The organism is Barrientosiimonas endolithica (assembly GCF_030296655.1).
GTDB classification, from domain to species: domain Bacteria; phylum Actinomycetota; class Actinomycetes; order Actinomycetales; family Dermatophilaceae; genus Barrientosiimonas; species Barrientosiimonas humi.
In genome coordinates this window covers 1,711,455-1,731,929 of record NZ_AP027735.1, presented here as the reverse complement: position 1 = coordinate 1,731,929, position 20,475 = coordinate 1,711,455, and the positions used below count along the sequence as shown (strand labels likewise).

General features: G+C 71.9%; 14 protein-coding genes and 2 pseudogenes. 12 read left to right on the top strand and 4 right to left on the bottom strand.

Annotated elements, in window-relative coordinates:
- Positions 1 to 107 precede the first annotated feature (107 nt).
- From uvrB to QUE40_RS08780, 3 genes are all read left to right on the top strand, one after another.
- On the top strand, positions 108 to 2,213 hold the full coding sequence (gene uvrB, locus QUE40_RS08790; RefSeq protein WP_289232908.1) for an excinuclease ABC subunit UvrB: 2,106 nt from the start codon (positions 108 to 110) through the stop codon (positions 2,211 to 2,213).
- A gap of 186 nt (positions 2,214 to 2,399) precedes the next feature.
- Positions 2,400 to 2,774 carry a DUF3817 domain-containing protein gene (locus QUE40_RS08785; RefSeq protein WP_289232907.1) on the top strand — a complete coding sequence of 125 codons (375 nt, stop codon included), beginning with the start codon at positions 2,400 to 2,402 and terminating at the stop codon, positions 2,772 to 2,774.
- Between the two features lie 211 nt (positions 2,775 to 2,985).
- Positions 2,986 to 3,972 (top strand): TerC family protein, encoded by a 987-nt coding sequence (locus QUE40_RS08780; RefSeq protein ID WP_289233045.1) that lies wholly within the window; start codon positions 2,986 to 2,988, stop codon positions 3,970 to 3,972.
- Positions 3,973 to 4,010: 38 nt separating this feature from the next.
- Here QUE40_RS08780 and QUE40_RS08775 read toward each other — a convergent pair whose 3' ends face one another.
- Genes QUE40_RS08775 through QUE40_RS08760 form a run of 4 tightly spaced genes read right to left on the bottom strand, consistent with a single transcriptional unit; the run spans position 4,011 to position 8,141 of the window.
- Positions 4,011 to 4,898 (bottom strand): EamA family transporter, encoded by an 888-nt coding sequence (locus tag QUE40_RS08775; RefSeq protein ID WP_289232906.1) that lies wholly within the window; start codon positions 4,896 to 4,898, stop codon positions 4,011 to 4,013.
- A complete protein-coding gene (locus tag QUE40_RS08770) occupies positions 4,895 to 5,650 on the bottom strand; it encodes a C40 family peptidase (protein ID WP_289232905.1) in 756 nt (251 codons plus the stop codon). Before QUE40_RS08770 ends, QUE40_RS08775 begins: the two co-directional genes overlap by 4 nt.
- Positions 5,647 to 6,312: an MBL fold metallo-hydrolase gene (locus QUE40_RS08765; protein WP_289232904.1), complete on the bottom strand. Its 666-nt coding sequence runs from the start codon at positions 6,310 to 6,312 to the stop codon at positions 5,647 to 5,649. The genes QUE40_RS08770 and QUE40_RS08765 overlap by 4 nt, the downstream gene beginning before the upstream one ends.
- Positions 6,309 to 8,141 carry a glycoside hydrolase family 15 protein gene (locus tag QUE40_RS08760; RefSeq protein WP_433997076.1) on the bottom strand — a complete coding sequence of 611 codons (1,833 nt, stop codon included), beginning with the start codon at positions 8,139 to 8,141 and terminating at the stop codon, positions 6,309 to 6,311. The genes QUE40_RS08765 and QUE40_RS08760 overlap by 4 nt, the downstream gene beginning before the upstream one ends.
- 150 nt (positions 8,142 to 8,291) lie before the next feature.
- Between QUE40_RS08760 and uvrA the strand changes: the two are divergent.
- From uvrA to tpiA, 9 genes and pseudogenes are all read left to right on the top strand, one after another.
- Positions 8,292 to 11,371, top strand: a pseudogene (uvrA, locus tag QUE40_RS08755) (excinuclease ABC subunit UvrA).
- Between the two features lie 114 nt (positions 11,372 to 11,485).
- Entirely contained in the window at positions 11,486 to 12,001 is a 516-nt protein-coding gene (locus QUE40_RS08750; protein ID WP_289232902.1) for a Rieske (2Fe-2S) protein, read from the top strand.
- A 47-nt stretch (positions 12,002 to 12,048) separates the two neighbouring features.
- A pseudogene (uvrC, locus tag QUE40_RS08745) lies at positions 12,049 to 14,068 on the top strand (excinuclease ABC subunit UvrC).
- 21 nt (positions 14,069 to 14,089) lie between these two features.
- Positions 14,090 to 14,983, top strand: a complete 894-nt coding sequence (rapZ, locus tag QUE40_RS08740; protein WP_142005318.1) for an RNase adapter RapZ — start codon at positions 14,090 to 14,092, stop codon at positions 14,981 to 14,983.
- Positions 14,980 to 15,924: a gluconeogenesis factor YvcK family protein gene (locus QUE40_RS08735; RefSeq protein WP_289232901.1), complete on the top strand. Its 945-nt coding sequence runs from the start codon at positions 14,980 to 14,982 to the stop codon at positions 15,922 to 15,924. Before rapZ ends, QUE40_RS08735 begins: the two co-directional genes overlap by 4 nt.
- Positions 15,925 to 16,008: 84 nt before the next feature.
- The gene (gene whiA / locus QUE40_RS08730) at positions 16,009 to 16,986 is read left to right on the top strand and encodes a DNA-binding protein WhiA (protein ID WP_289233044.1); all 978 of its coding nucleotides are present in this window, start codon (positions 16,009 to 16,011) and stop codon (positions 16,984 to 16,986) included.
- 381 nt (positions 16,987 to 17,367) lie between these two features.
- A complete protein-coding gene (gap, locus tag QUE40_RS08725) occupies positions 17,368 to 18,372 on the top strand; it encodes a type I glyceraldehyde-3-phosphate dehydrogenase (protein WP_289232900.1) in 1,005 nt (334 codons plus the stop codon).
- Positions 18,373 to 18,374: 2 nt separating this feature from the next.
- On the top strand, positions 18,375 to 19,571 hold the full coding sequence (locus QUE40_RS08720) for a phosphoglycerate kinase (RefSeq protein ID WP_289233043.1): 1,197 nt from the start codon (positions 18,375 to 18,377) through the stop codon (positions 19,569 to 19,571).
- 2 nt (positions 19,572 to 19,573) lie between these two features.
- Positions 19,574 to 20,392 carry a triose-phosphate isomerase gene (gene tpiA / locus QUE40_RS08715; RefSeq protein WP_289232899.1) on the top strand — a complete coding sequence of 273 codons (819 nt, stop codon included), beginning with the start codon at positions 19,574 to 19,576 and terminating at the stop codon, positions 20,390 to 20,392.
- Positions 20,393 to 20,475 lie beyond the last annotated feature (83 nt).

The window sequence follows — 20,475 nt, the reverse complement described above, 5'->3', positions numbered from 1 at the left end:
TACGTCCGTGCCCGGCGTGCCGCGATGCGCGCCCCCGGACGCGTCCCCGGGCCCGTGGCTTCCTCGTCGGGACGAAGGCTGTCGGTGCCGGCGTCTAGCGTGGTGCCATGCGCCCTACCACCGACCTGCAGCGCAGCGTCGCACCGTTCGAGGTCGTCTCCGAGTTCGAGCCGAGCGGTGACCAGCCCACCGCGATCGCCGAGCTGACCCGCCGGGTCAACGCCGGCGAGCAGGACGTCGTGCTGCTCGGCGCCACCGGCACCGGCAAGTCGGCGACCACGGCGTGGCTGATCGAGCAGGTGCAGCGCCCGACCCTGGTCATGGCGCCGAACAAGACCCTGGCGGCGCAGCTGGCCAACGAGTTCCGCGAGCTGCTGCCGCACAACGCGGTCGAGTACTTCGTCTCCTACTACGACTACTACCAGCCCGAGGCGTACATCCCGCAGACCGACACCTACATCGAGAAGGACTCCTCGATCAACGACGAGGTCGAGCGGCTGCGGCACAGCGCGACCAACTCGCTGCTGACCCGGCGCGACGTCGTGGTGGTCGCGTCGGTGTCGTGCATCTACGGCCTCGGCACCCCGCAGGAATACGTCGACCGCATGGTCCCGCTGCGGGTCGGCGACCAGATCGACCGCGACGAGCTGCTGCGCAGGTTCGTCCAGATGCAGTACACCCGCAACGACCTGGCCTTCACCCGCGGCACGTTCCGGGTGCGCGGCGACACCGTCGAGATCATCCCGGTCTACGAGGAGCTCGCGGTGCGCATCGAGTTCTTCGGCGACGAGATCGAGCGGCTCTACACCCTGCACCCGCTGAGCGGGGAGGTGGTGCGCGAGGAGCAGGAGATGTACGTCTTCCCCGCCTCCCACTACGTCGCCGGCCCCGAGCGCATGGAGCGCGCGATCGGCGGGATCGAGCGCGAGCTGGACGAGCAGCTGGCGACCTTCGAGAAGCAGGGCAAGATGCTCGAGGCCCAGCGGTTGCGGATGCGCACCACCTACGACATCGAGATGATGCGCCAGATCGGCTCCTGCTCCGGCATCGAGAACTACAGCCGCCACATCGACGGCCGCGGCCCAGGCACCGCGCCCAACACCCTGCTCGACTACTTCCCCGAGGACTTCCTGCTCGTCATCGACGAGTCGCACCAGACCGTCCCGCAGATCGGCGCGATGTACGAGGGCGACATGTCGCGCAAGCGCACCCTGGTCGACCACGGCTTCCGGCTGCCCTCGGCGATGGACAACCGTCCGCTGAAGTGGGAGGAGTTCCTCGAGCGCATCGGCCAGACGGTCTACCTGTCGGCGACGCCGGGCGACTACGAGCTGGCCAAGTCCGACGGCCACGTCGAGCAGGTCATCCGGCCCACCGGCCTGGTCGACCCCGAGGTCGTGCTGAAGCCCACCAAGGGTCAGATCGACGACCTGCTGCACGAGATCCGCGAGCGGGCCGAGCGCGACGAGCGGGTGCTGGTCACCACGCTGACCAAGAAGATGGCCGAAGACCTCACCGACTACCTGCTCGAGAAGGGCATCCGGGTCCGCTACCTGCACTCCGAGGTCGACACGCTGCGCCGCGTCGAGCTGCTGCGCGAGCTGCGGCTGGGCGAGTTCGACGTGCTCGTCGGCATCAACCTGCTGCGCGAGGGCCTGGACCTGCCCGAGGTGTCGCTGGTGTCGATCCTCGACGCCGACAAGGAGGGCTTCCTGCGCTCGGCGCGCTCGCTCATCCAGACCATCGGCCGGGCCGCCCGCAACGTGTCGGGCCAGGTGCACATGTACGCCGACTCGGTCACCCCCTCGATGCAGGAGGCGATCGACGAGACCAACCGGCGCCGCGAGAAGCAGCTGAGGTTCAACGCCGACAACGGCATCGACCCGCAGCCGCTGCGCAAGAAGATCGCCGACATCACCGACATGCTGCAGCGCGAGGAGGCCGACACCGACTCGTTGCTCGGCTCCGGCCGCAGCCAGTCCCGCGGCAAGGGCCGACGTGGGGGAGCGGGCCTGGTCCAGGCCGACGCCAGCGTCGCGCAGGGCCGCACCGAGGGGCTGCCCGCGAGCGACCTGGCCAACCTCATCCAGGAGCTCACCCAGCAGATGCACCAGGCCGCGGCCGACCTGCACTTCGAGCTGGCCGCGCGGCTGCGCGACGAGCTCGGCGACCTCAAGAAGGAGCTGCGCCAGATGGAGGAGGCCACCCGCTGACCTCGGGCGCCCAGGCACGCGGGGAAGCCGGGCGGGGCGGGTCCGTAGGGCCGTGGATGGGTCTGGCGGGAGGCCGAGCCTGCGAGGCCGGATGGTTGGCCCGTAGGACCCGCCCCGCCCGGCCCTCGCGCCGGCCACGCGCGGGGCGGCTACGACGCTGTGTCGTAGACGTCGTACGCTGGACGCATGTCGCCGAGCAGTCTCACCACCGCCCGTGCCCGCACCGTCTTCCGCGTCGTCGCGTTCGCCGAGGCGCTGAGCTGGCTCGGCCTGCTGATCGGCATGTTCTTCAAGTACGTCACCGACAGCGGCGAGCTCGGCGTGCAGATCTTCGGCCCGATCCACGGTGTGATCTTCGTCGCGTACGTCCTGGTCTGCCTCGGCGTGTTCCGCACCTTCGGGTGGTCCGCCAAGGTGCTGCTGATCGCCCTCGCCAGCTCGATCCCGCCGTTCGCGACGGCGATCTTCGAGATGTGGGCCGACCGGCGCGGCCTGGTGGGGGCGCCTGCGACGCGCGACGGGGACCGGATTCAGCGCGAGCCCGCTTCTCTGGCAGACTGAGCCGCCGGAGGAGTATCCCCGCTCGCACCCAGCTCGTCATCACGGCTTCGGCCCGGGCTGGGCGGACCCTGCAGACCGATGGGTCGGGAGAGACCTCCAGCCGTTCCCGCATGCGCACGTGCCCCCGCCGTACGATGCGAGAGCGGCTGGCAGTGTCCTTCCTTCCAGACGAAAGGTGCCCTTCGTGGCGTTCGCCAACTCCTTCGCGCCGATGTGGGTCATCGGCCTCGTCGTCGCGGCGACGATCCTCATCCTGATCTTCGACGTGGTGGTGCTGGGCCGACGGCCGCACGTCCCCAGCAACCGAGAGACCGGGCTCGCGCTCGGGATCTACATCAGCCTCGCCCTGCTGTTCGGGGTCTACGTCTTCGTCGCCGGCGGCGGCCAGCTCGCCGGTGAGTACTTCGCCGGCTGGTTGACCGAGTACTCCCTGTCGATCGACAACCTCTTCGTCTTCCTCATCATCATGGCGAAGTTCAACGTGCCGCGGCAGTACCAGCAGTACGCCCTGCTCGTCGGCATCGTCATCGCGCTGATCCTGCGCGCGATCTTCATCCTCATCGGCGCCCAGGCGATCAACGCCGCCGCGTGGATCTTCTACATCTTCGGTGCGTTCCTGATCTACACGGCGATCAAGCTCGCCAAGGAGTACGCCGCCCACGAGGAGGAGCACGACGAGGGCGACAACGCGGTGGTCAAGTTCGCCAAGAAGCGGCTGCCGTTCACCGACAGCTGGGACGCCGGCACCAAGATCCGCACCCTCGACAGCAAGGGTGCCAAGGTCTACACCCCGATGTTCCTGGTGATCCTGGCGCTCGGCACCACCGACCTGCTGTTCGCGCTCGACTCGATCCCGGCGATCTTCGGTCTGACCCAGGACCCGTTCCTGGTGCTGATGGCCAACATCTTCGCCCTGATGGGTCTGCGCCAGCTGTACTTCCTCATCGGCGGTCTGCTCAAGAAGCTGGTCTACCTCAGCCTGGGCCTGTCGGTGCTGCTCGCCTTCATCGGCGTCAAGCTGATCCTGCACGCCCTGCACGAGAACAACCTGCCGTTCGTCAACGGTGGCGAGGGCCTGCCCGTCCCGGAGGTCCCGATCTGGCTGTCGCTCACGGTCATCGTCGGCATCCTGGTCGTCACCGCGATCGCGAGCCTCGTCAAGACCCGGCGCGACGAGCGGATCAACGCCGCCGGCTGACCCCCGCTCCCACCTCAAAGATGCGCGAGGCGTACAGGCTATGCCTGTACGCTTCGCGCATCTTGGGGTGTCTGGCGCCGGCCCAGCACCACCGCGCTGGCGGCCACGACCAGCAGCATCCCGGCGATCCGCACGGCCGACAGGGTCTGGCCGAGCACGAGCAGCCCGGCGAGCGCGGCCGCGGCCGGCTCGAGGCTGAGCAGGATCCCGAAGACGTTGGGGCGCAGCGTGCGCAGCGCCACCAGCTCCAGGGAGTAGGGCAGGGCCGAGGACAGGATCGCGATCCCGAGCCCCTTGAGCAGCACCTCGCCCTGCAGCAGGCTGCCGCCCGCGGTGATCGCGCCCAGCGGGACCATGACCAGCGTCGACAGCGCGAGCCCGAGGGCCAGGCCGTCGATCTGCTCGAAGCGGACCCCGACCCGGCGGCTGGCCAGGATGTAGCCGGCCCAGCACGCGCCGGCGGTGAGCGCCAGAGCGATCCCGACCAGGTCCAGCTCGGACCAGGAGGTGTCGACCGCGCCGCTCACGAGCACGACGCCGGCCGCGGCCGCAGCCACCCCGAGCAGGTCGGTGGCGCGGCGGGAGAGCACCAGCGCGAGGGTGAGCGGCCCGATGAACTCGATCGTCACCGCCACGCCGATGGGCAGCCGCTCGAGCGAGGCGTAGAAGGTGAGGTTCATCAGGGTCAGGACGCCGGCGTACGTCGCGACGGCCACCCAGTCGGAGCGGCTGCGCCCGCGCAGCCGGGGTCGGGCCCAGGCGAGCAGGAGCGCCGCGCCGATCGCGATGCGCAGCGCCACGGAGCCGACGACCCCGACCTCGGGGATGAGGGTGGCGGCCAGCGCGCCGCCGAGCTGGACCGACCCGACCGCGATCAGGACCAGCAGCAGCGCTCGACGCTGGTCGCCGGGCGCGGGCTCGGTCATGCGCCGGCGGTCAACAACCCGGGAAGCCGGCCCGCGCCGACGAGCGTGTCCTTGCGGTCCTGCGACATCTCTTCCTCGACGACGCGGGTGCCGGTGCCGGGGGCGTGCAGCATGCGCCCGTCACCGACGGCGATGCCGACGTGGTGGATCGTCCTGCCGGGATGGGCGAAGAAGTACAGGTCGCCCGGCTGCTCGGCGCCGAGCTCGACCGGGACGCACGCGACCTGCTGGTCGTCGGCGTCGCGGGGGACGGTGAGCCCGAGCTCGCGCGCGACCAGGTGCACCAGCCCCGAGCAGTCCAGCGCGGTGGGGCTGACCCCGCCCCACAGGTAGGGCAGCCCGAGGTAGGCCCGCGCGCCCTCGACGAACGCCAGCGGGTCGGGCCGCTGCTCGGCGGCCGGGACGGTGCGCTCGAAACCCGCGCCGGGGTCGGCGGGCTCGAGGTGGCTGGTGCGCACGAAGCCGGGGTAGCCGCGCGGGTCGTGCCGGCTGGGCTGCCAGGGCGCGATCACCTGCGACCAGCCGTCGGACTGCGCGAGCACCACGACCGGCTCGTCGGCGAGCACCTGGGAGTCGATGCGCCCGTCGAGCCCGAACCGGCTGTCGGCCTCGGCGACGCCGTCGGCGTCCATCGCCGCGAGCCACGCGGCGTGGTCGGGCTCGTCGCGCAGCACGGGCGCGTCGATCGCGCGGGCCACGTCGGGGCCGCGCCAGAGCACCGACACCGGCACGCCGACGTGCGCGACGTTCACCAGCCCCGCTCCCGCCACTCGCCCAGGTGCGGGCGCTCTGCGCCGAGCGTCGTGTCGTCGCCGTGGCCGGGGTAGACCCAGGTGTCGTCGTCGTACGCCCCGAACAGCCGCTCCTCGACGTCATCGATGAGCTGCGGGAACGACTGGTAGTCATAGTGATTCGTCGCTCCCACGCCGCCCGGGAAGAGGCTGTCGCCGGTGAGCAGGTGCACGGTCCCGGACGGCTCGCGGTAGGCCAGGGCGATGCCGCCCGGCGTGTGGCCGCGCACCTCGACGACCTCGAGCGTCACGTCGCCGAACGAGATCCGGTCGCCGTGGTCGAGCGGCTGGTCGGTCGGGTGCGGCAGGTCGTCGGCGTCGGCCCGCCCGGCGTACGTCCTCGCGCCCGTCGCGCGCGCCAGCTCGGCCAGCGCGCGGGTGTGGTCGAAGTGCCGGTGCGTCGTCGCGATCGCGTCGAGCCCGTCGCCGCCCTCGGACACCAGCTGCTCGAGCCGGACCGCGTCGTCGGCCGCGTCGACCAGCAGCTGGGCGCCGGTGGCGGCGCAGGTGAGCAGGTAGGCGTTGTTGCTCATGTCGGACACCGCGAGCTTGCGCAGCGTCAGCCCGTCCAGCTCGCGCACCTGGGCGGGACCGCCCGGGGTGACCTTGCCGTCGTAGCTCATCGGTGGACTCCTTCCAGCGGCACGGGTGCCGCGATGCCCTCGGCCTCGGCGAGGTGCACGGCCGCGGTGACGAGGGTGAGGTGGCTGAACGCCTGCGGGTAGTTGCCGGCCATCCGGTCGAGGTGGGTGTCGTACTCCTCCGACAGCAGCCCCACCTCGTTGCACAACCCGATGAGCCGGTCCATGAGGGCCTTGGCCTCGTCGACCCGGCCGGCGAGGGCGTACGCCGACACCAGCCAGAAGGAGCAGGCGAGGAACGGGTGCTCCTCGCCGGACAGGCCGTCGACGCCGGTCTCCGTGCGGTAGCGCAGCAGGAGCCCGTCGCGCATCAGGTCCTCCTCGATGGCGGCGATGGTGCCGAGCACCCGCGGGTCGTCGCCGGGCAGGAAGCCCACGATCGGGATGGTGAGCAGCGAGGCGTCCACCTCGGAGGTGCCGTAGTGCTGGCGGAAGCTGCCCCGCTCGGGGTCGAAGCCGCGCTCGAGCACCTCGGCGTGCACCGTGTCGCGCATGTCGCGCCAGGTGTCGACGTCGCCCTCGTAGCCGTGGTCCTCGACCGCCTTGATCGCCCGGTCGAACGCCGCCCACACCATGACCCGGGAGTGGGTGAAGTGCCGCAGCGGGCCGCGGATCTCCCACAGACCGTTGTCGGGCTGGTCCCAGTGCGACACGAGCGAGTCGACCAGCGCTCGCTGCACCGCCCAGGACTGCTCGGTCTCGGGCAGGCCGCGCTGACGGGCCATCTCGAGGGCGATCATGACCTCGCCGAGCACGTCGGTCTGCTTCTGGTTGACCGCGCCGTTGCCGACGCGCACCGGGCGGGAGTCGGCGTAGCCCGGCAGGTGGTCCAGCTCCCGCTCGGGCAGCTCACGGCCGCCGTCGACGGCGTACATGATCTGCATGTCCTGCGGGTCGCCGGCGAGCGCGCGCACCAGCCAGTCGCGCCACAGCTTGGTCTCGGTGGTGTAGCCGGTGGACAGCAGGGCCTCCAGGGTGAGCGAGGCGTCCCGCAGCCAGCAGTAGCGGTAGTCCCAGTTGCGCTCGCCGCCGAAGTCCTCGGGGAGGCTCGTGGTGGGGGCGGCGACGATGCCGCCGCGGCGGGTGTCGGTGAGCAGCCGCAGCACCAGCAGCGAGCGCACGACCTGGGCCTCGTACGGGCCCCGGTAGTGGCAGTGCGAGGCCCACTCCTGCGACTGGCTGACGGTGTCCTCGATGCGGCCGGGGATGTTCAGCGGCGGCGGGATCGGCTTCCACGAGGCGAACCAGGTCAGGCTGAACTGCTCGCGCTCGCCGGCCTTGATCGTCCACTCGTCGCGGTGGTGGCCGTCCTCGGCGTGCGGGAGGCGGGTGCCGCGGAAGAGCAGCATGTCGGGGCCGGCGATCGCGACGATGACCTCCTGGTCGCGCTCGTGCCCCTGGTGGTGCTGCACCCACGGGCGGACCTTGCCGTAGCCGAAGCGCACCACCCACTCGTGGCACATGCGCACCTCGCCCTCGAGGCACTCCACGACGCGCACGATGTCGGCGCGGTTGTCGCCGAGGGGCATCAGGTCGGTGACCTTCACGACGCCGGTGTCGGTGGTGTGCGTGGTCTCCAGCACCGAGGAGTTCCCGCGGTAGGTGCGGGTGGTGGTGGCGGCCGGCTCGCAGGGGCCGAGGAACCAGCGGCCGTTCTCGGGGGTGCCGAGCAGCGCGGAGAAGCAGGCAGGGGAGTCGAACCGGGGGATGCACAGCCAGTCCAGCGAGCCGCTCTTGCTCACCAGGGCTGCGGTCTCGGTGTCGCCGATGACGGCGTAGTCCTCGATCGGCGTCCGATTGGTCTGATCAATCACCCCGAAAGGGTAGGCGCGGTGGGGGTCCGGCGCGTAACAGGCGCGGCCGGTGACCTCGCCCACGCTGCCGGTCCCCTCCCCAGGGAGGGGCCGCTCGGTCGGGTGGCCAGGGCTGTCGGTGGGCGGACCTAGCATGGTCGTCGTGCCATCTGCCACCCCTGCACCGACCCCTCCGCGCGCGACCACCTGCGGGTCCGCGGCGCCCGCGAGCACAACCTCAAGAACATCTCGGTCGACCTGCCCCGCGACAGCCTGGTGGTGTTCACCGGCCTGTCCGGCTCGGGCAAGTCCTCGCTGGCGTTCGACACGATCTTCGCCGAGGGCCAGCGTCGCTACGTCGAGTCCCTGTCGGCGTACGCCCGGCAGTTCCTCGGGCAGATGGACAAGCCCGACGTCGACTTCATCGAGGGCCTGTCGCCGGCGGTGTCGATCGACCAGAAGTCGACCAACCGCAACCCGCGCTCGACCGTCGGCACCATCACCGAGGTCTACGACTACCTCCGGCTGCTGTTCGCGCGCGCGGGTCGCCCGCACTGCCCGGTGTGCGGCCAGCCGGTGACCCGGCAGACCCCGCAGCAGATCGTCGACCAGCTGCTCGAGCTGCCCGACCGCACCCGCTTCCAGGTGCTGGCGCCCGTGGTGCGCGAGCGCAAGGGCGAGTTCGTCGACCTGTTCGCCGAGCTGCAGAGCAAGGGATACTCCCGCGCCCGGGTCGACGGCGAGACCGTCACGCTCACCGACCCCCGAAGCTCGCCAAGCAGAAGAAGCACTCGATCGACGTGGTCGTCGACCGGCTCGTCGCCCGCGGGCCCGACGACGCCAGCGGCAAGCAGCGGCTCACCGACTCGGTGGAGACGGCGCTGGGGCTGGCGTCCGGCGTGGTCGTCATCGAGTTCGTCGACGCCGCCGACGACGACCCCGACCGGCCGCACGAGCGGCGCTTCTCCGAGAAGCTCGCCTGCCCCAACGGCCACCCGCTCGCCCTCGACGACGTCGAGCCGCGCTCGTTCTCGTTCAACAGCCCGTTCGGCGCCTGCCCGGCGTGCACCGGCATCGGCACCGAGCTCGAGGTCGACCCCGACCTGGTCGTGCCCGACCAGGACAAGTCGATCCGCGAGGGCGCGATCCTGCCGTGGGCGCAGGGGCAGGGGCTCAACGACTACTACGAGCGGGTCATCGGCGCGCTCGCCGACGACCTGAAGTTCTCCCTCGACCAGCCCTGGTCGTCGCTGCCCGACCGGGCCGTCGAGGCACTGCTGCACGGCAAGAACCACAAGGTCCACGTCCGCTACCGCAGCCGCTACGGCCGCGAGCGCAGCTACTCCACGGGCTTCGAGGGCGTGATCACCTTCGTCAAGCGTCGGCACGAGGAGACCGAGAGCGACTGGAGCCGCGAGCGCTACGAGGGCTACATGCGCGAGGTGCCGTGCCCGGTGTGCCACGGGGCACGGCTCAAGCCCGAGGTGCTGGCCGTCACCGTCGGCGGCAAGTCGATCGCCGAGGTCAGCGCGCTGCCGATCGCCGAGGCGGCCGGCTTCCTCGACACCGTCGACTTCACCGCGCGCGAGCAGCAGATCGCCGAGCGGGTGATCAAGGAGATCGACGCGCGGCTGGGCTTCCTGCTCGACGTCGGCCTCGACTACCTCTCGCTCGACCGCCCGGCCGGCACCCTCTCCGGCGGCGAGGCGCAGCGCATCCGGCTCGCCACGCAGATCGGCTCGGGCCTCGTCGGGGTGCTGTACGTCCTCGACGAGCCGTCGATCGGGCTGCACCAGCGCGACAACCACCGGCTGATCGAGACCCTCACCCGGCTGCGCGACCTCGGCAACACGCTGATCGTCGTCGAGCACGACGAAGACACCATCGCGACGGCCGACTGGGTCGTCGACATCGGACCGGGCGCCGGCGAGCACGGCGGCCGGGTGGTGCACTCCGGCCCGGTCGCGGGCCTGCTCGAGCAGCCCGACTCGCTCACCGGCGCCTACCTGGCCGGCCGCGAGGAGATCCCGACCCCCACCGTGCGGCGGCCCCAGGACGGCCGGGTGGTCACCGTGCGCGGGGCGCGCGAGCACAACCTGCGCGACATCGACGTGCGCTTCCCGCTCGGCAACTTCGTCGCGGTCACCGGGGTCTCCGGCTCGGGCAAGTCGACGCTGGTCAACGACGTCCTCTACCGGGTGCTCGCCAACCAGCTCAACGGCGCCCGGCACGTGCCCGGCCGGCACCGCACGGTCGAGGGGCTGAGCGAGCTCGACAAGGTCGTGCACGTCGACCAGAGCCCGATCGGCCGCACGCCGCGCAGCAACCCGGCGACCTACACCGGGGTCTTCGACCACGTGCGCCGGCTGTTCGCCGAGACCACCGAGGCCAAGGTCCGCGGATACCAGCCGGGCCGGTTCTCCTTCAACGTCAAGGGCGGTCGCTGCGAGGCGTGCAGCGGCGACGGGACCATCAAGATCGAGATGAACTTCCTGCCCGACGTCTACGTCCCGTGCGAGGTGTGCCACGGCGCGCGATACAACCGCGAGACGCTCGAGGTCCACTTCAAGAGCAAGACCATCTCCGACGTGCTCGACATGCCGATCGAGGAGGCCGCGGAGTTCTTCGCGGCGGTGCCGGCGATCAGCCGGCACATGAAGACGCTGGTCGACGTCGGCCTCGGCTACGTCCGGCTGGGCCAGCCGGCGCCCACGCTGTCCGGCGGTGAGGCGCAGCGCGTCAAGCTCGCGGCCGAGCTGCAGAAGCGGTCCACCGGCCGCACGGTCTACGTCCTCGACGAGCCGACCACCGGCCTGCACTTCGAGGACATCCGCAAGCTGCTCGGCGTGCTGCAGGGCCTGGTCGACAAGGGCAACACGGTCATCGTCATCGAGCACAACCTCGACGTCATCAAGAGCGCCGACTGGATCGTCGACATGGGCCCCGAGGGCGGCAACGGCGGCGGCACGGTCGTGGCCGAGGGCACGCCCGAGCAGGTCGCCGAGGTGGCCGCGAGCCACACCGGCCGGTTCCTCGGCCCGGTGCTCGCCAAGGGGTCGGGCGGGGTCCGCCCCAGCCAGCAGCGCGCCTCCTCGGGCGGCGCCGCGAAGGGCGGGGCCGCGAAGGGCGGGGCCGCGAAGGGCGGGGCCAAGCAGCCGGCGAAGAAGAAGGCGCCGGGCGGCGGCCGCTCCTCCGGCGGCGGGCACAAGCAGCCGGCCGCCCGCAGGTCGACGCGGCGGTCGGCCTGACGTCGCCCGCGGGATCGTCCGCCCCGCGGAACTCCCGGGGTGCCCTCGCACGCTGGAAGATTCAAGCGACCGGGTCGGGACCGTCCCGACCGCACCCCGGTGGAGGAGCGCACCATGGACGAGCAGGTCACGACGCCCGCAGCACGTGACGAGCGGACTGAGCGGCGTCCGGGGGCGGGCGGGCACAGCCGCCGGCGCGTCCTCACCGGCGGGGCGACCCTGGCGGCGGCGACCGGCCTGGCCGCCTGCGGCGGCTCCGACGACGGGGCCGGCGCGACCTCCAGCGCGCCGGCCGGTGGCTCCAGCGCCCGCGCGGCCGGCGGGTCGGGCAGCGGTGCCGGCGGCGGCGTGACCGTGCCGACCTCGCAGGTGCCGGTGGGCGGCGGCTACGTCGACAGCGGCGCCAAGGTGGTCGTCACCCAGCCCACGCAGGGGCAGTTCAAGGCGTTCACCGCGGTCTGCACCCACGAGCAGTGCCTCGTCGACCAGGTCGCCGCCGGGAAGATCGAATGTCCTTGTCACGGAAGCGTGTTCAGCGCCGAGACCGGCGCGGTCGAGAAGGGGCCGGCCGAGGCGCCGCTCGCGGCCAAGCAGGTCACCGTCGAGGGGTCGACGCTGCGCATCGGCTGAGCCCCGGCGGCCGCGCGGCTGTCGCACCCGGTTCGTAGGCTGGGGACGTGGCCGACCCGTCGACATACCGCCCGAAGCCGGGGAGATCCCGGTCGATCCCGGCGTCTACCGGTTCCGCGACAAGGACGGCCGGGTCATCTACGTCGGCAAGGCGAAGTCCCTGCGCAGCCGGCTGTCGTCGTACTTCCAGGACCTGGCCGCGCTGCACCCGCGCACCCGCACGATGGTGCTCACCGGCGCGAGCGTCGAGTGGACCGTGGTGCGCAACGAGGTCGAGGCGCTGCAGCTCGAGTACTCCTGGATCAAGGAGTTCGACCCGCGGTTCAACGTCAAGTACCGCGACGACAAGTCCTACCCCTACCTCGCCGTCACGATGGGCGAGGAGTTCCCGCGGGCGCAGGTGATGCGTGGTCGCAAGCGCAGGGGCACGCGCTACTTCGGGCCGTACGCCCACGCCTGGGCCATCCGCGAGACGCTCGACCAGCTGCTGCGCGTCTTCCCGGTGCGCACCTGCAGCAACGGCGTGTTCAAGCGGGCCGAGCAGGTCGGCCGCCCGTGCCTGCTCGGCTACATCGACAAGTGCTCCGCGCCCTGCGTCGGGCGGGTGACGCCGCAGGAGCACCGCGAGATCGCCGAGGACTTCTGCGACTTCATGGCCGGCTCCACCGCCAAGTTCGTCAAGCGGCTGGAGCGGCAGATGCGCGCCGCCAGCGCCGACCTCGACTTCGAGACCGCGGCCCGCCGCCGCGACGACCTGCAGGCCCTCGACAAGGCGCTCGAGAGGTCCGCGGTGGTGCTCGGCGACGCCACCGACGCCGACGTGTTCGGCGTCAGCTCCGACGAGCTCGAGGCCGCCGTGCAGGTGTTCCACGTCCGCGGCGGGCGCGTGCGCGGTCAGCGCGGCTGGGTGGCCGAGACCCAGTCCGAGGGCGACGTCGGGCAGCCCGAGGTCATCGAGCACCTGCTCCAGCAGGTCTACGGCGGCGAGTCGCCCGAGGGGGTGCCGCGCGAGGTGCTGGTGCCGGTGCTGCCGCCCGACCCCGAGTCGGTCGCCGCCTGGCTCGGCACGCTGCGCGGCGCGCGGGTCGACCTGCGGGTGCCGCAGCGCGGCGACAAGCGCACCCTCATGGCCACCGTCGAGCGCAACGCCCAGCAGTCGCTCGCCCGGCACAAGGTCGCGCGAGCCGGCGACCTGACCGCGCGCAGCCAGGCGCTCGAGGAGCTGCAGCAGGCCCTCGACCTGGACCAGGCGCCGCTGCGCATCGAGTGCTTCGACGTCAGCCACGTGCAGGGCACCAACGTGGTGGCCTCGATGGTGGTCTTCGAGGACGGCCTGCCCCGCAAGGGGAGTATCGCCGATTCATCGTGCAGGGCGAGGTGCAGGCCGACGGCTCGGTCCGGCGCGACGACACCGCGGCGATGGCCGAGGTGCTCGGCCGGCGCTTCCGCCGATACCTCGACGACCGCGACCAGGCGGGCGACGTCGAGGGGGTCGGCGCCGAGGGCGACGACGAGGGCGACGACGAGGTGACCCGCAGCGGCCCCATCGACGAGACGACCGGGCGGCCGCGGCGCTTCGCCTACCCGCCGCAGCTGGTGGTCGTCGACGGCGGCCGCCCCCAGGTCCAGGCGGCCCGGCGGGTGCTGGACTCCGTCGGCATCGACGACGTCGCGGTGGTCGGCCTGGCCAAGCGCCTCGAGGAGGTCTGGCTGCCCCACGACGAGTTCCCCGTGCTGCTGCCGCGCACCAGCGAGGGGCTCTACCTGCTGCAGCGGGTGCGCGACGAGGCGCACCGCTTCGCGATCACCTTCCACCGGCAGCGCCGCTCCAGCGCGATGACCCGCTCGGCCCTCGACGGCATACCGGGGTTGGGGGAGGCGCGCCAGGCCGCGCTGCTCAAGCACTTCGGGTCGGTCAAGAAGCTGCGCGCCGCGAGCGTCGACGACATCACGCAGGTGCGCGGCGTGGGCCCTACGCTGGCCGCGAGCATCCACGCCGCTCTGCACGACGGCGACGCCGAGTCCACCCCGGCGGTCAACCTGACCACCGGCGAGATCGTCGACTGAACCAGCCGGGAGGGCACGCACATGGACGAGACCGAGCCGCCCGAGGCGCGCACCCGCGAGCTGCTCATCGTCACCGGGATGAGCGGTGCCGGCCGCTCGACGGTGGCCAACGTGCTCGAGGACAGCGGCTGGTACGTCATCGACAACCTGCCCCCGCAGATGCTCGTGCCCATGGCCGAGCTGCTCGAGCGCGACGACGTCGGCGAGGACGGGCTGCGGCTGGCCGCCGTGGTCGACGTGCGCAGCCGCGCGTTCTTCACCGACTTCCGCGACGGGCTCGACCGGCTGCGCGACCACGGCTACCTGCCGACCCTGGTGTTCGTCGACGCCACCGACGAGTCGCTCGTGCGCCGCTTCGAGTCGGTCCGCCGACCCCACCCGCTGCAGGACGACGGCCGGATGCTCGACGGCATCATCCGCGAGCGTGAGATGCTGCGCGACCTGCGCGCCAACGCCGACCTGCTGATCGACACCAGCGGGCTCAACGTGCACCAGCTCACCGCCAAGATCCAGCAGCTGGTCGGCGGCGACGACCGGGTCCCGCTGCGCATCGCCGTGATGTCGTTCGGCTTCAAGTACGGCCTGCCCCTGGACGCCGACATGGTCTTCGACATGCGATTCCTGCCCAACCCGTACTGGGACCCCGCGCTGCGCCCGTTCACCGGGAAGGACGCCGTCGTCGCCGACTTCGTGCTCGCGCAGCCGGGTGCCCAGGAGTTCGTCGACCGGGTCCTGGACCTGCTCGAGCCGGTCACCGCCGGCTACCTGCGTGAGGGCCGCAGCTACGTGACGCTCGCCGTCGGCTGCACCGGCGGCAAGCACCGCTCGGTGGCCATGGCCGAGGAGCTCGGCCGGCGCATCCAGAGTCCCGACATCGGCACGGTGGTCGTCCACCGCGATCTGGGGCGCGAATGACCCGCCGGCTCCAGGTGGCCGCGCTCGGCGGCGGCCACGGTCTGTACGCCTCGCTCCAGGCGCTCCAGCACGTCACCGACGGCATCACCGCCGTCGTGACCGTCGCCGACGACGGCGGTTCCAGCGGCCGGCTGCGCGAGGAGTTCGACATCCTCCCGCCCGGCGACCTGCGCATGGCGCTGGCCGCGCTGTGCAGCACGACCGACTGGGGGCTGCAGTGGCGCGACGCCCTGCAGCACCGCTTCCCGGGCGACGGGCCGCTCGGCGGTCACGCGCTGGGCAACCTGATCATCGCCTCGCTGTGGGACCTGCTCGGCGACCCCGTGGCCGGGCTCGACCTCGTCGGGCGGCTGCTGGGCGCGCGCGGCCGGGTGCTGCCCATGGCCATCGAGCCGGTGCGCATCGGCGGGACCGTGCGCGGCGACGACCCCGAGCGCCCCGACGAGGTGCAGCAGGTGCTCGGCCAGGTGCGGCTCGCGACCAGCCCCGGGCAGGTGCTGAGCGTCCACCTCGACCCCGACCCGCCCGCCGCGTGCGCCGAGGCCGTCCAGGCGATCTACGACGCCGACTGGGTCATCCTCGGACCGGGCTCGTGGTTCACCTCGGTCATGCCGCACCTGCTGGTGCCCGAGCTGCGCGAGGCCCTGGTGCACACCCGCGCCCGCCGGCTGCTCACCCTCAACATGGTGCTCGACAGCGGCGAGAGCCGGGGCTTCACGCCCGCCGACCACCTGCGGGTGCTCACCGAGCACGCCGCCGACCTGCACCTGGACGTCGTGCTCGCCGACCCGGGCGCCGTCGGCGACGGCCTCGACGGGTTGCGCGCCCGCGCGCAGGAGATGGGGGCGGAGGTCGCGCTGTCGGCCGTCGCCGACCCCGACCACCCCGGCACGCACGACACCCTCCGCCTCGCCGCCGCCTACCGCGACATCATGGAATGACCTTCCAGGAGACGGCGTTACCCTGCCTCGTCGCGTCGTCCGGCCGACGCACTTCCACCACCCCGCAGTGAGAGGATGAGCCGCATGGCCATGACGGCGCAGGTCAAGGACGAGCTGAGCAGGTTCCCGATCACCAAGACCTGCTGCCGCAAAGCCGAGATCGCCGCCATGCTCCGGTTCGCCGGGGGACTGCACATCGTCGGTGGGCGCATCGTCGTCGAGGCCGAGCTCGACACGGCCAGCGCCGCGCGCCGGCTGCGCACGCACATCGCCGAGGTCTACGGCCACGAGACCGAGCTGATGGTGCTGTCCGGCGCGGGCATCCGCAAGACCACCCGCTACGTCGTGCGGGTCGCCGCCGAGGGCGAGACGCTCGCCCGGCAGACCGGTCTCGTCGACGGCGGCGGACGGCCCGTGCGCGGGCTTCCGGCCAAGGTCGTGCGCGGTGCGGCCTGCGACGCCGAGGCCGCCTGGCGCGGCGCGTTCCTCGCCCACGGCTCGCTCACCGAGCCCGGCCGCTCCAGCTCGCTCGAGGTCACCAGCCCCGGTCCCGAGGTCGCCCTCGCGCTCGTCGGTGCCGCGCGCCGGCTCGGCGTGCAGGCCAAGGCGCGCGAGGTGCGCGGCATCGACCGGGTGGTCGTGCGCGACGGCGACGCGATCAGCGCGATCCTCACCCGGCTCGGGTCGCACTCGGCCGTGCTGGAGTGGGAGGAGCTGCGGGTGCGTCGCGAGGTGCGCGCCACCGCCAACCGACTCGCCAACTTCGACGACGCCAACCTGCGCCGCTCCGCCCGTGCCGCCGTCGCCGCTGGGTCGCGCGTCGAGCGCGCGCTGGAGATCCTGGGCGACGACGTGCCCGACCACCTCGCCGAGGCCGGCCGGCTGCGCACCGAGCACAAGCAGGCCAGCCTCGAGGAGCTCGGCCAGCTCGCCGACCCGCCGATGACCAAGGACGCCGTCGCCGGACGCATCCGCCGCCTCCTCGCCATGGCCGACAAGCGCGCGGAGGAGCAGGGCATCGCCGGCACCAACGCCAACCTCACCCCCGAGATGCTGGATTAGTCCCTCTTCTGCCTCGGCTCCTCCTCCGGCAGCCCGTGGGCCATTTCTGGCTCGGCTCCTCCTCCGGCAGCCCGTCGGCCATCTCTGGCTCGGCTCCTCCTCCGGCAGCCCGTCGCACGCTCCGGCCTGCCGGCATCGTCGCCGAGCCGTGCTCCGGCCTGTCGGGTCCGAACGCATGAAACCGGGTTACGTGGCTTTGACCCCGATGCATTGAGGTCAAAGCCACGTAACCGGGTTTCATGCGCGCTGGGGCGGGGGTGAACGCTCGCTTACCGGCTGTTGAGCCGGATGCCGGGCGGTGCCGGGGCTCTACTAGGCTCGGGAACGGCTCCGGCCGCGCCCGATCGCGTGGCCTCCCACATCTCGGAAGGACCCTGAATCGTGACTGTCCGCGTTGGCATCAACGGCTTCGGCCGCATCGGCCGCAACTTCTTCCGGGCGGTGCTCGCCTCCGACGCCGACATCGAGGTGGTGGCGTTCAACGACCTCGGCGACGACGAGACGCAGGCCCACCTGCTGAAGTACGACACGATCCTGGGCCGGCTCGACCAGCCGGTCGAGGTCGTCGAGGGCGGCATCAAGGTCGGCGACCAGGTCATCAAGAGCTTCGCCGAGAAGGACCCGAGCAAGCTGCCCTGGGGTGAGCTCGACGTCGACATCGTCATCGAGTCCACCGGCCTGTTCACCGACGCCGAGAAGGCCAAGGCGCACATCGACGGCGGCGCCAAGCGGGTCATCATCTCCGCGCCCGCCAAGAACGAGGACGTCACCATCGTCATGGGCGTCAACGAGGACGCGTTCGACCCGGCGACCGACACCATCATCAGCAACGCCTCCTGCACCACCAACTGCCTCGGCCCGATGGCCAAGGTGCTCAACGACGAGCTCGGCATCGAGCGCGGCCTGATGACCACGGTGCACGCCTACACCCAGGACCAGAACCTGCAGGACGGCCCGCACAAGGACCTGCGTCGCGCCCGCGCGGCCGCGATCAACATCGTGCCGACCTCCACCGGCGCCGCGAAGGCCATCGGCCTGGTGCTGCCCGAGCTGAAGGGCAAGCTCGACGGCTTCGCGCTGCGCGTCCCGGTCCCGACCGGCTCGGCCACCGACCTCACCTTCGAGGCCCCCCGCGACACCACGGTCGAGGAGGTCAACGCGGCGATGAAGAAGGCCGCGGAGGGCCCGCTCAAGGGCATCCTGAAGTACACCGAGGACGAGATCGTCTCCTCCGACATCGTCACCGACCCGCACTCGTGCATCTTCGACGCCGGCCTGACCCGCGTCATCGGCAACCAGGTCAAGGTCGTCGGCTGGTACGACAACGAGTGGGGCTACTCCAACCGCCTCGTCGACCTCGTCGCCTTCGTCGGGTCGAAGCAGTGACCCTGCGCACGATCGACGACCTGGGGGACCTGCGCGGCAAGACCGTGCTGCTGCGCAGCGACCTCAACGTGCCGATGGACGGCGGCCGGATCACCGACGACGGACGCATCCGCGCGTCGGTGCCGACCATCCAGGTGCTCACCGAGCGCGGTGCCCGGGTGGTCGTCGTCGCCCACCTCGGACGCCCCAAGGGCAAGCCGGACCCGCAGTTCTCGCTGCGCCCGGTGGCCGAGCGCCTCGGCGAGCTGCTCGAGGCGCCGGTCACCGTCGCCCAGGACACCGTGGGCGAGTCGGCCCGCAGCGTCGTCGCGAGCCTGCAGGACGGCCAGGTCGCCGTGCTGGAGAACCTGCGCTTCGAGCCGGGCGAGACCGGCAAGACCCCGCAGGAGCGCGCCGACTTTGCCGACAAGCTCGCCGGCCTGGCCGACGTGTTCGTCAGCGACGGCTTCGGCGTGGTGCACCGCGAGCAGGCCAGCGTGTACGACGTCGCCGAGCGACTGCCGCACGCCGCGGGTGGTCTCGTGGTCACCGAGGTCGAGGTGCTGCAGCGGCTGACCGACCCGCAGCGGCCGTACGTCGTCGCCCTCGGCGGCGCCAAGGTGAGCGACAAGCTCGGCGTGATCGCCAACCTGCTGACGACGGCCGACCGGCTGCTCATCGGCGGCGGCATGGTCTTCACCTTCCTCAAGGCCCAGGGCCACGAGGTCGGCTCCAGCCTGCTGGAGGAGGACCAGGTCGACACCGTGCGCGGCTACCTCGAGGAGGCCGAGCGGCGCGGCGTCGAGATCGTGCTCCCGGTCGACATCGTCGCGGCCACGGCGTTCAGCGCCGACGCCGACCACGAGGTCGTCCCGGCCGACCAGATCCCGGCCGACCGGATGGGGCTGGACATCGGCCCCGAGTCGGCCTCGCTGTTCGCGAGCAAGATCGAGGACGCCCGGACGGTCTTCTGGAACGGGCCGATGGGCGCCTTCGAGATGGCCCCCTACGCCGCCGGCACCAAGGCGGTCGCCGAGGCGCTCGTCGCGGCGACCGAGGCCGGCGCCACCACGGTGGTCGGTGGCGGCGACTCCGCCGCGGCCGTGCGCGAGCTCGGCTTCGCCGAGGACGACTTCACCCACATCTCCACCGGCGGCGGCGCAAGCCTGGAGTACCTCGAGGGCAAGACGCTGCCGGGTCTTGCCGTCCTGGAGAAGTGACGATGGCCGACAGCGCGAGCAAGACCTCCGGGCGCACCCCGCTCATGGCGGGCAACTGGAAGATGAACCTGGACCACCTCCAGGCCGCGCACCTGGTGCAGAAGCTGGACTGGACGCTGCGCGACGGGCGGCACGACTTCTCGGCCGTCGAGGTGGCCGTGCTCCCGCCGTTCACCGACCTGCGCACCGTGCAGACGCTGATCGACGGCGACAAGCTGCAGCTGAAGCTGGGCGCCCAGGACCTGTCGCAGCGCGACTCCGGCGCCTACACCGGGGAGATCTCCGGCGCGTTCCTGGCCCGCCTGGGCTGCACGTACGTCGTCGTCGGCCACAGCGAGCGGCGTGAGCTCTACGGCGAGACCGACGAGGTCGTGCGCGACAAGGTGCAGGCGGCCTACCGGCACGACCTGACGCCGATCCTGTGCGTGGGGGAGACGCTGGAGGTCCGGCAGAGCGGCGAGCAGGTGCCGCACGTGCTCGGCCAGCTCGACGCCGCGCTCGAGGGGTTGACCCCCGAGCAGGCCGGGTCGATCGTCATCGCCTACGAGCCGGTCTGGGCGATCGGCACCGGCGAGGTCGCGACGCCCGAGGACGCGCAGGAGGTCTGCGCGGCGATCCGGGCGCGGCTCGCGGAGCGCTACGACCAGCAGCTGGCCGACGGCGTGCGCGTGCTGTACGGCGGCAGCGTCAAGGCCGCGAACGTCGCCGCGATCATGGCCCAGTCCGACGTCGACGGCGCGCTCGTCGGCGGCGCCTCGATCGACCCGAACGAGTTCGCGTCGATCTGCCGCTACCGCAGTCACCACGGCGCCGACGCCTGAGCGCGGCGGCCACGGGATCGGGGCCCGTGGCGTGTAGCCTGTAGCGGTTGCCGTCCGGAAGGGTGGTGACCCCGGAACCTGTC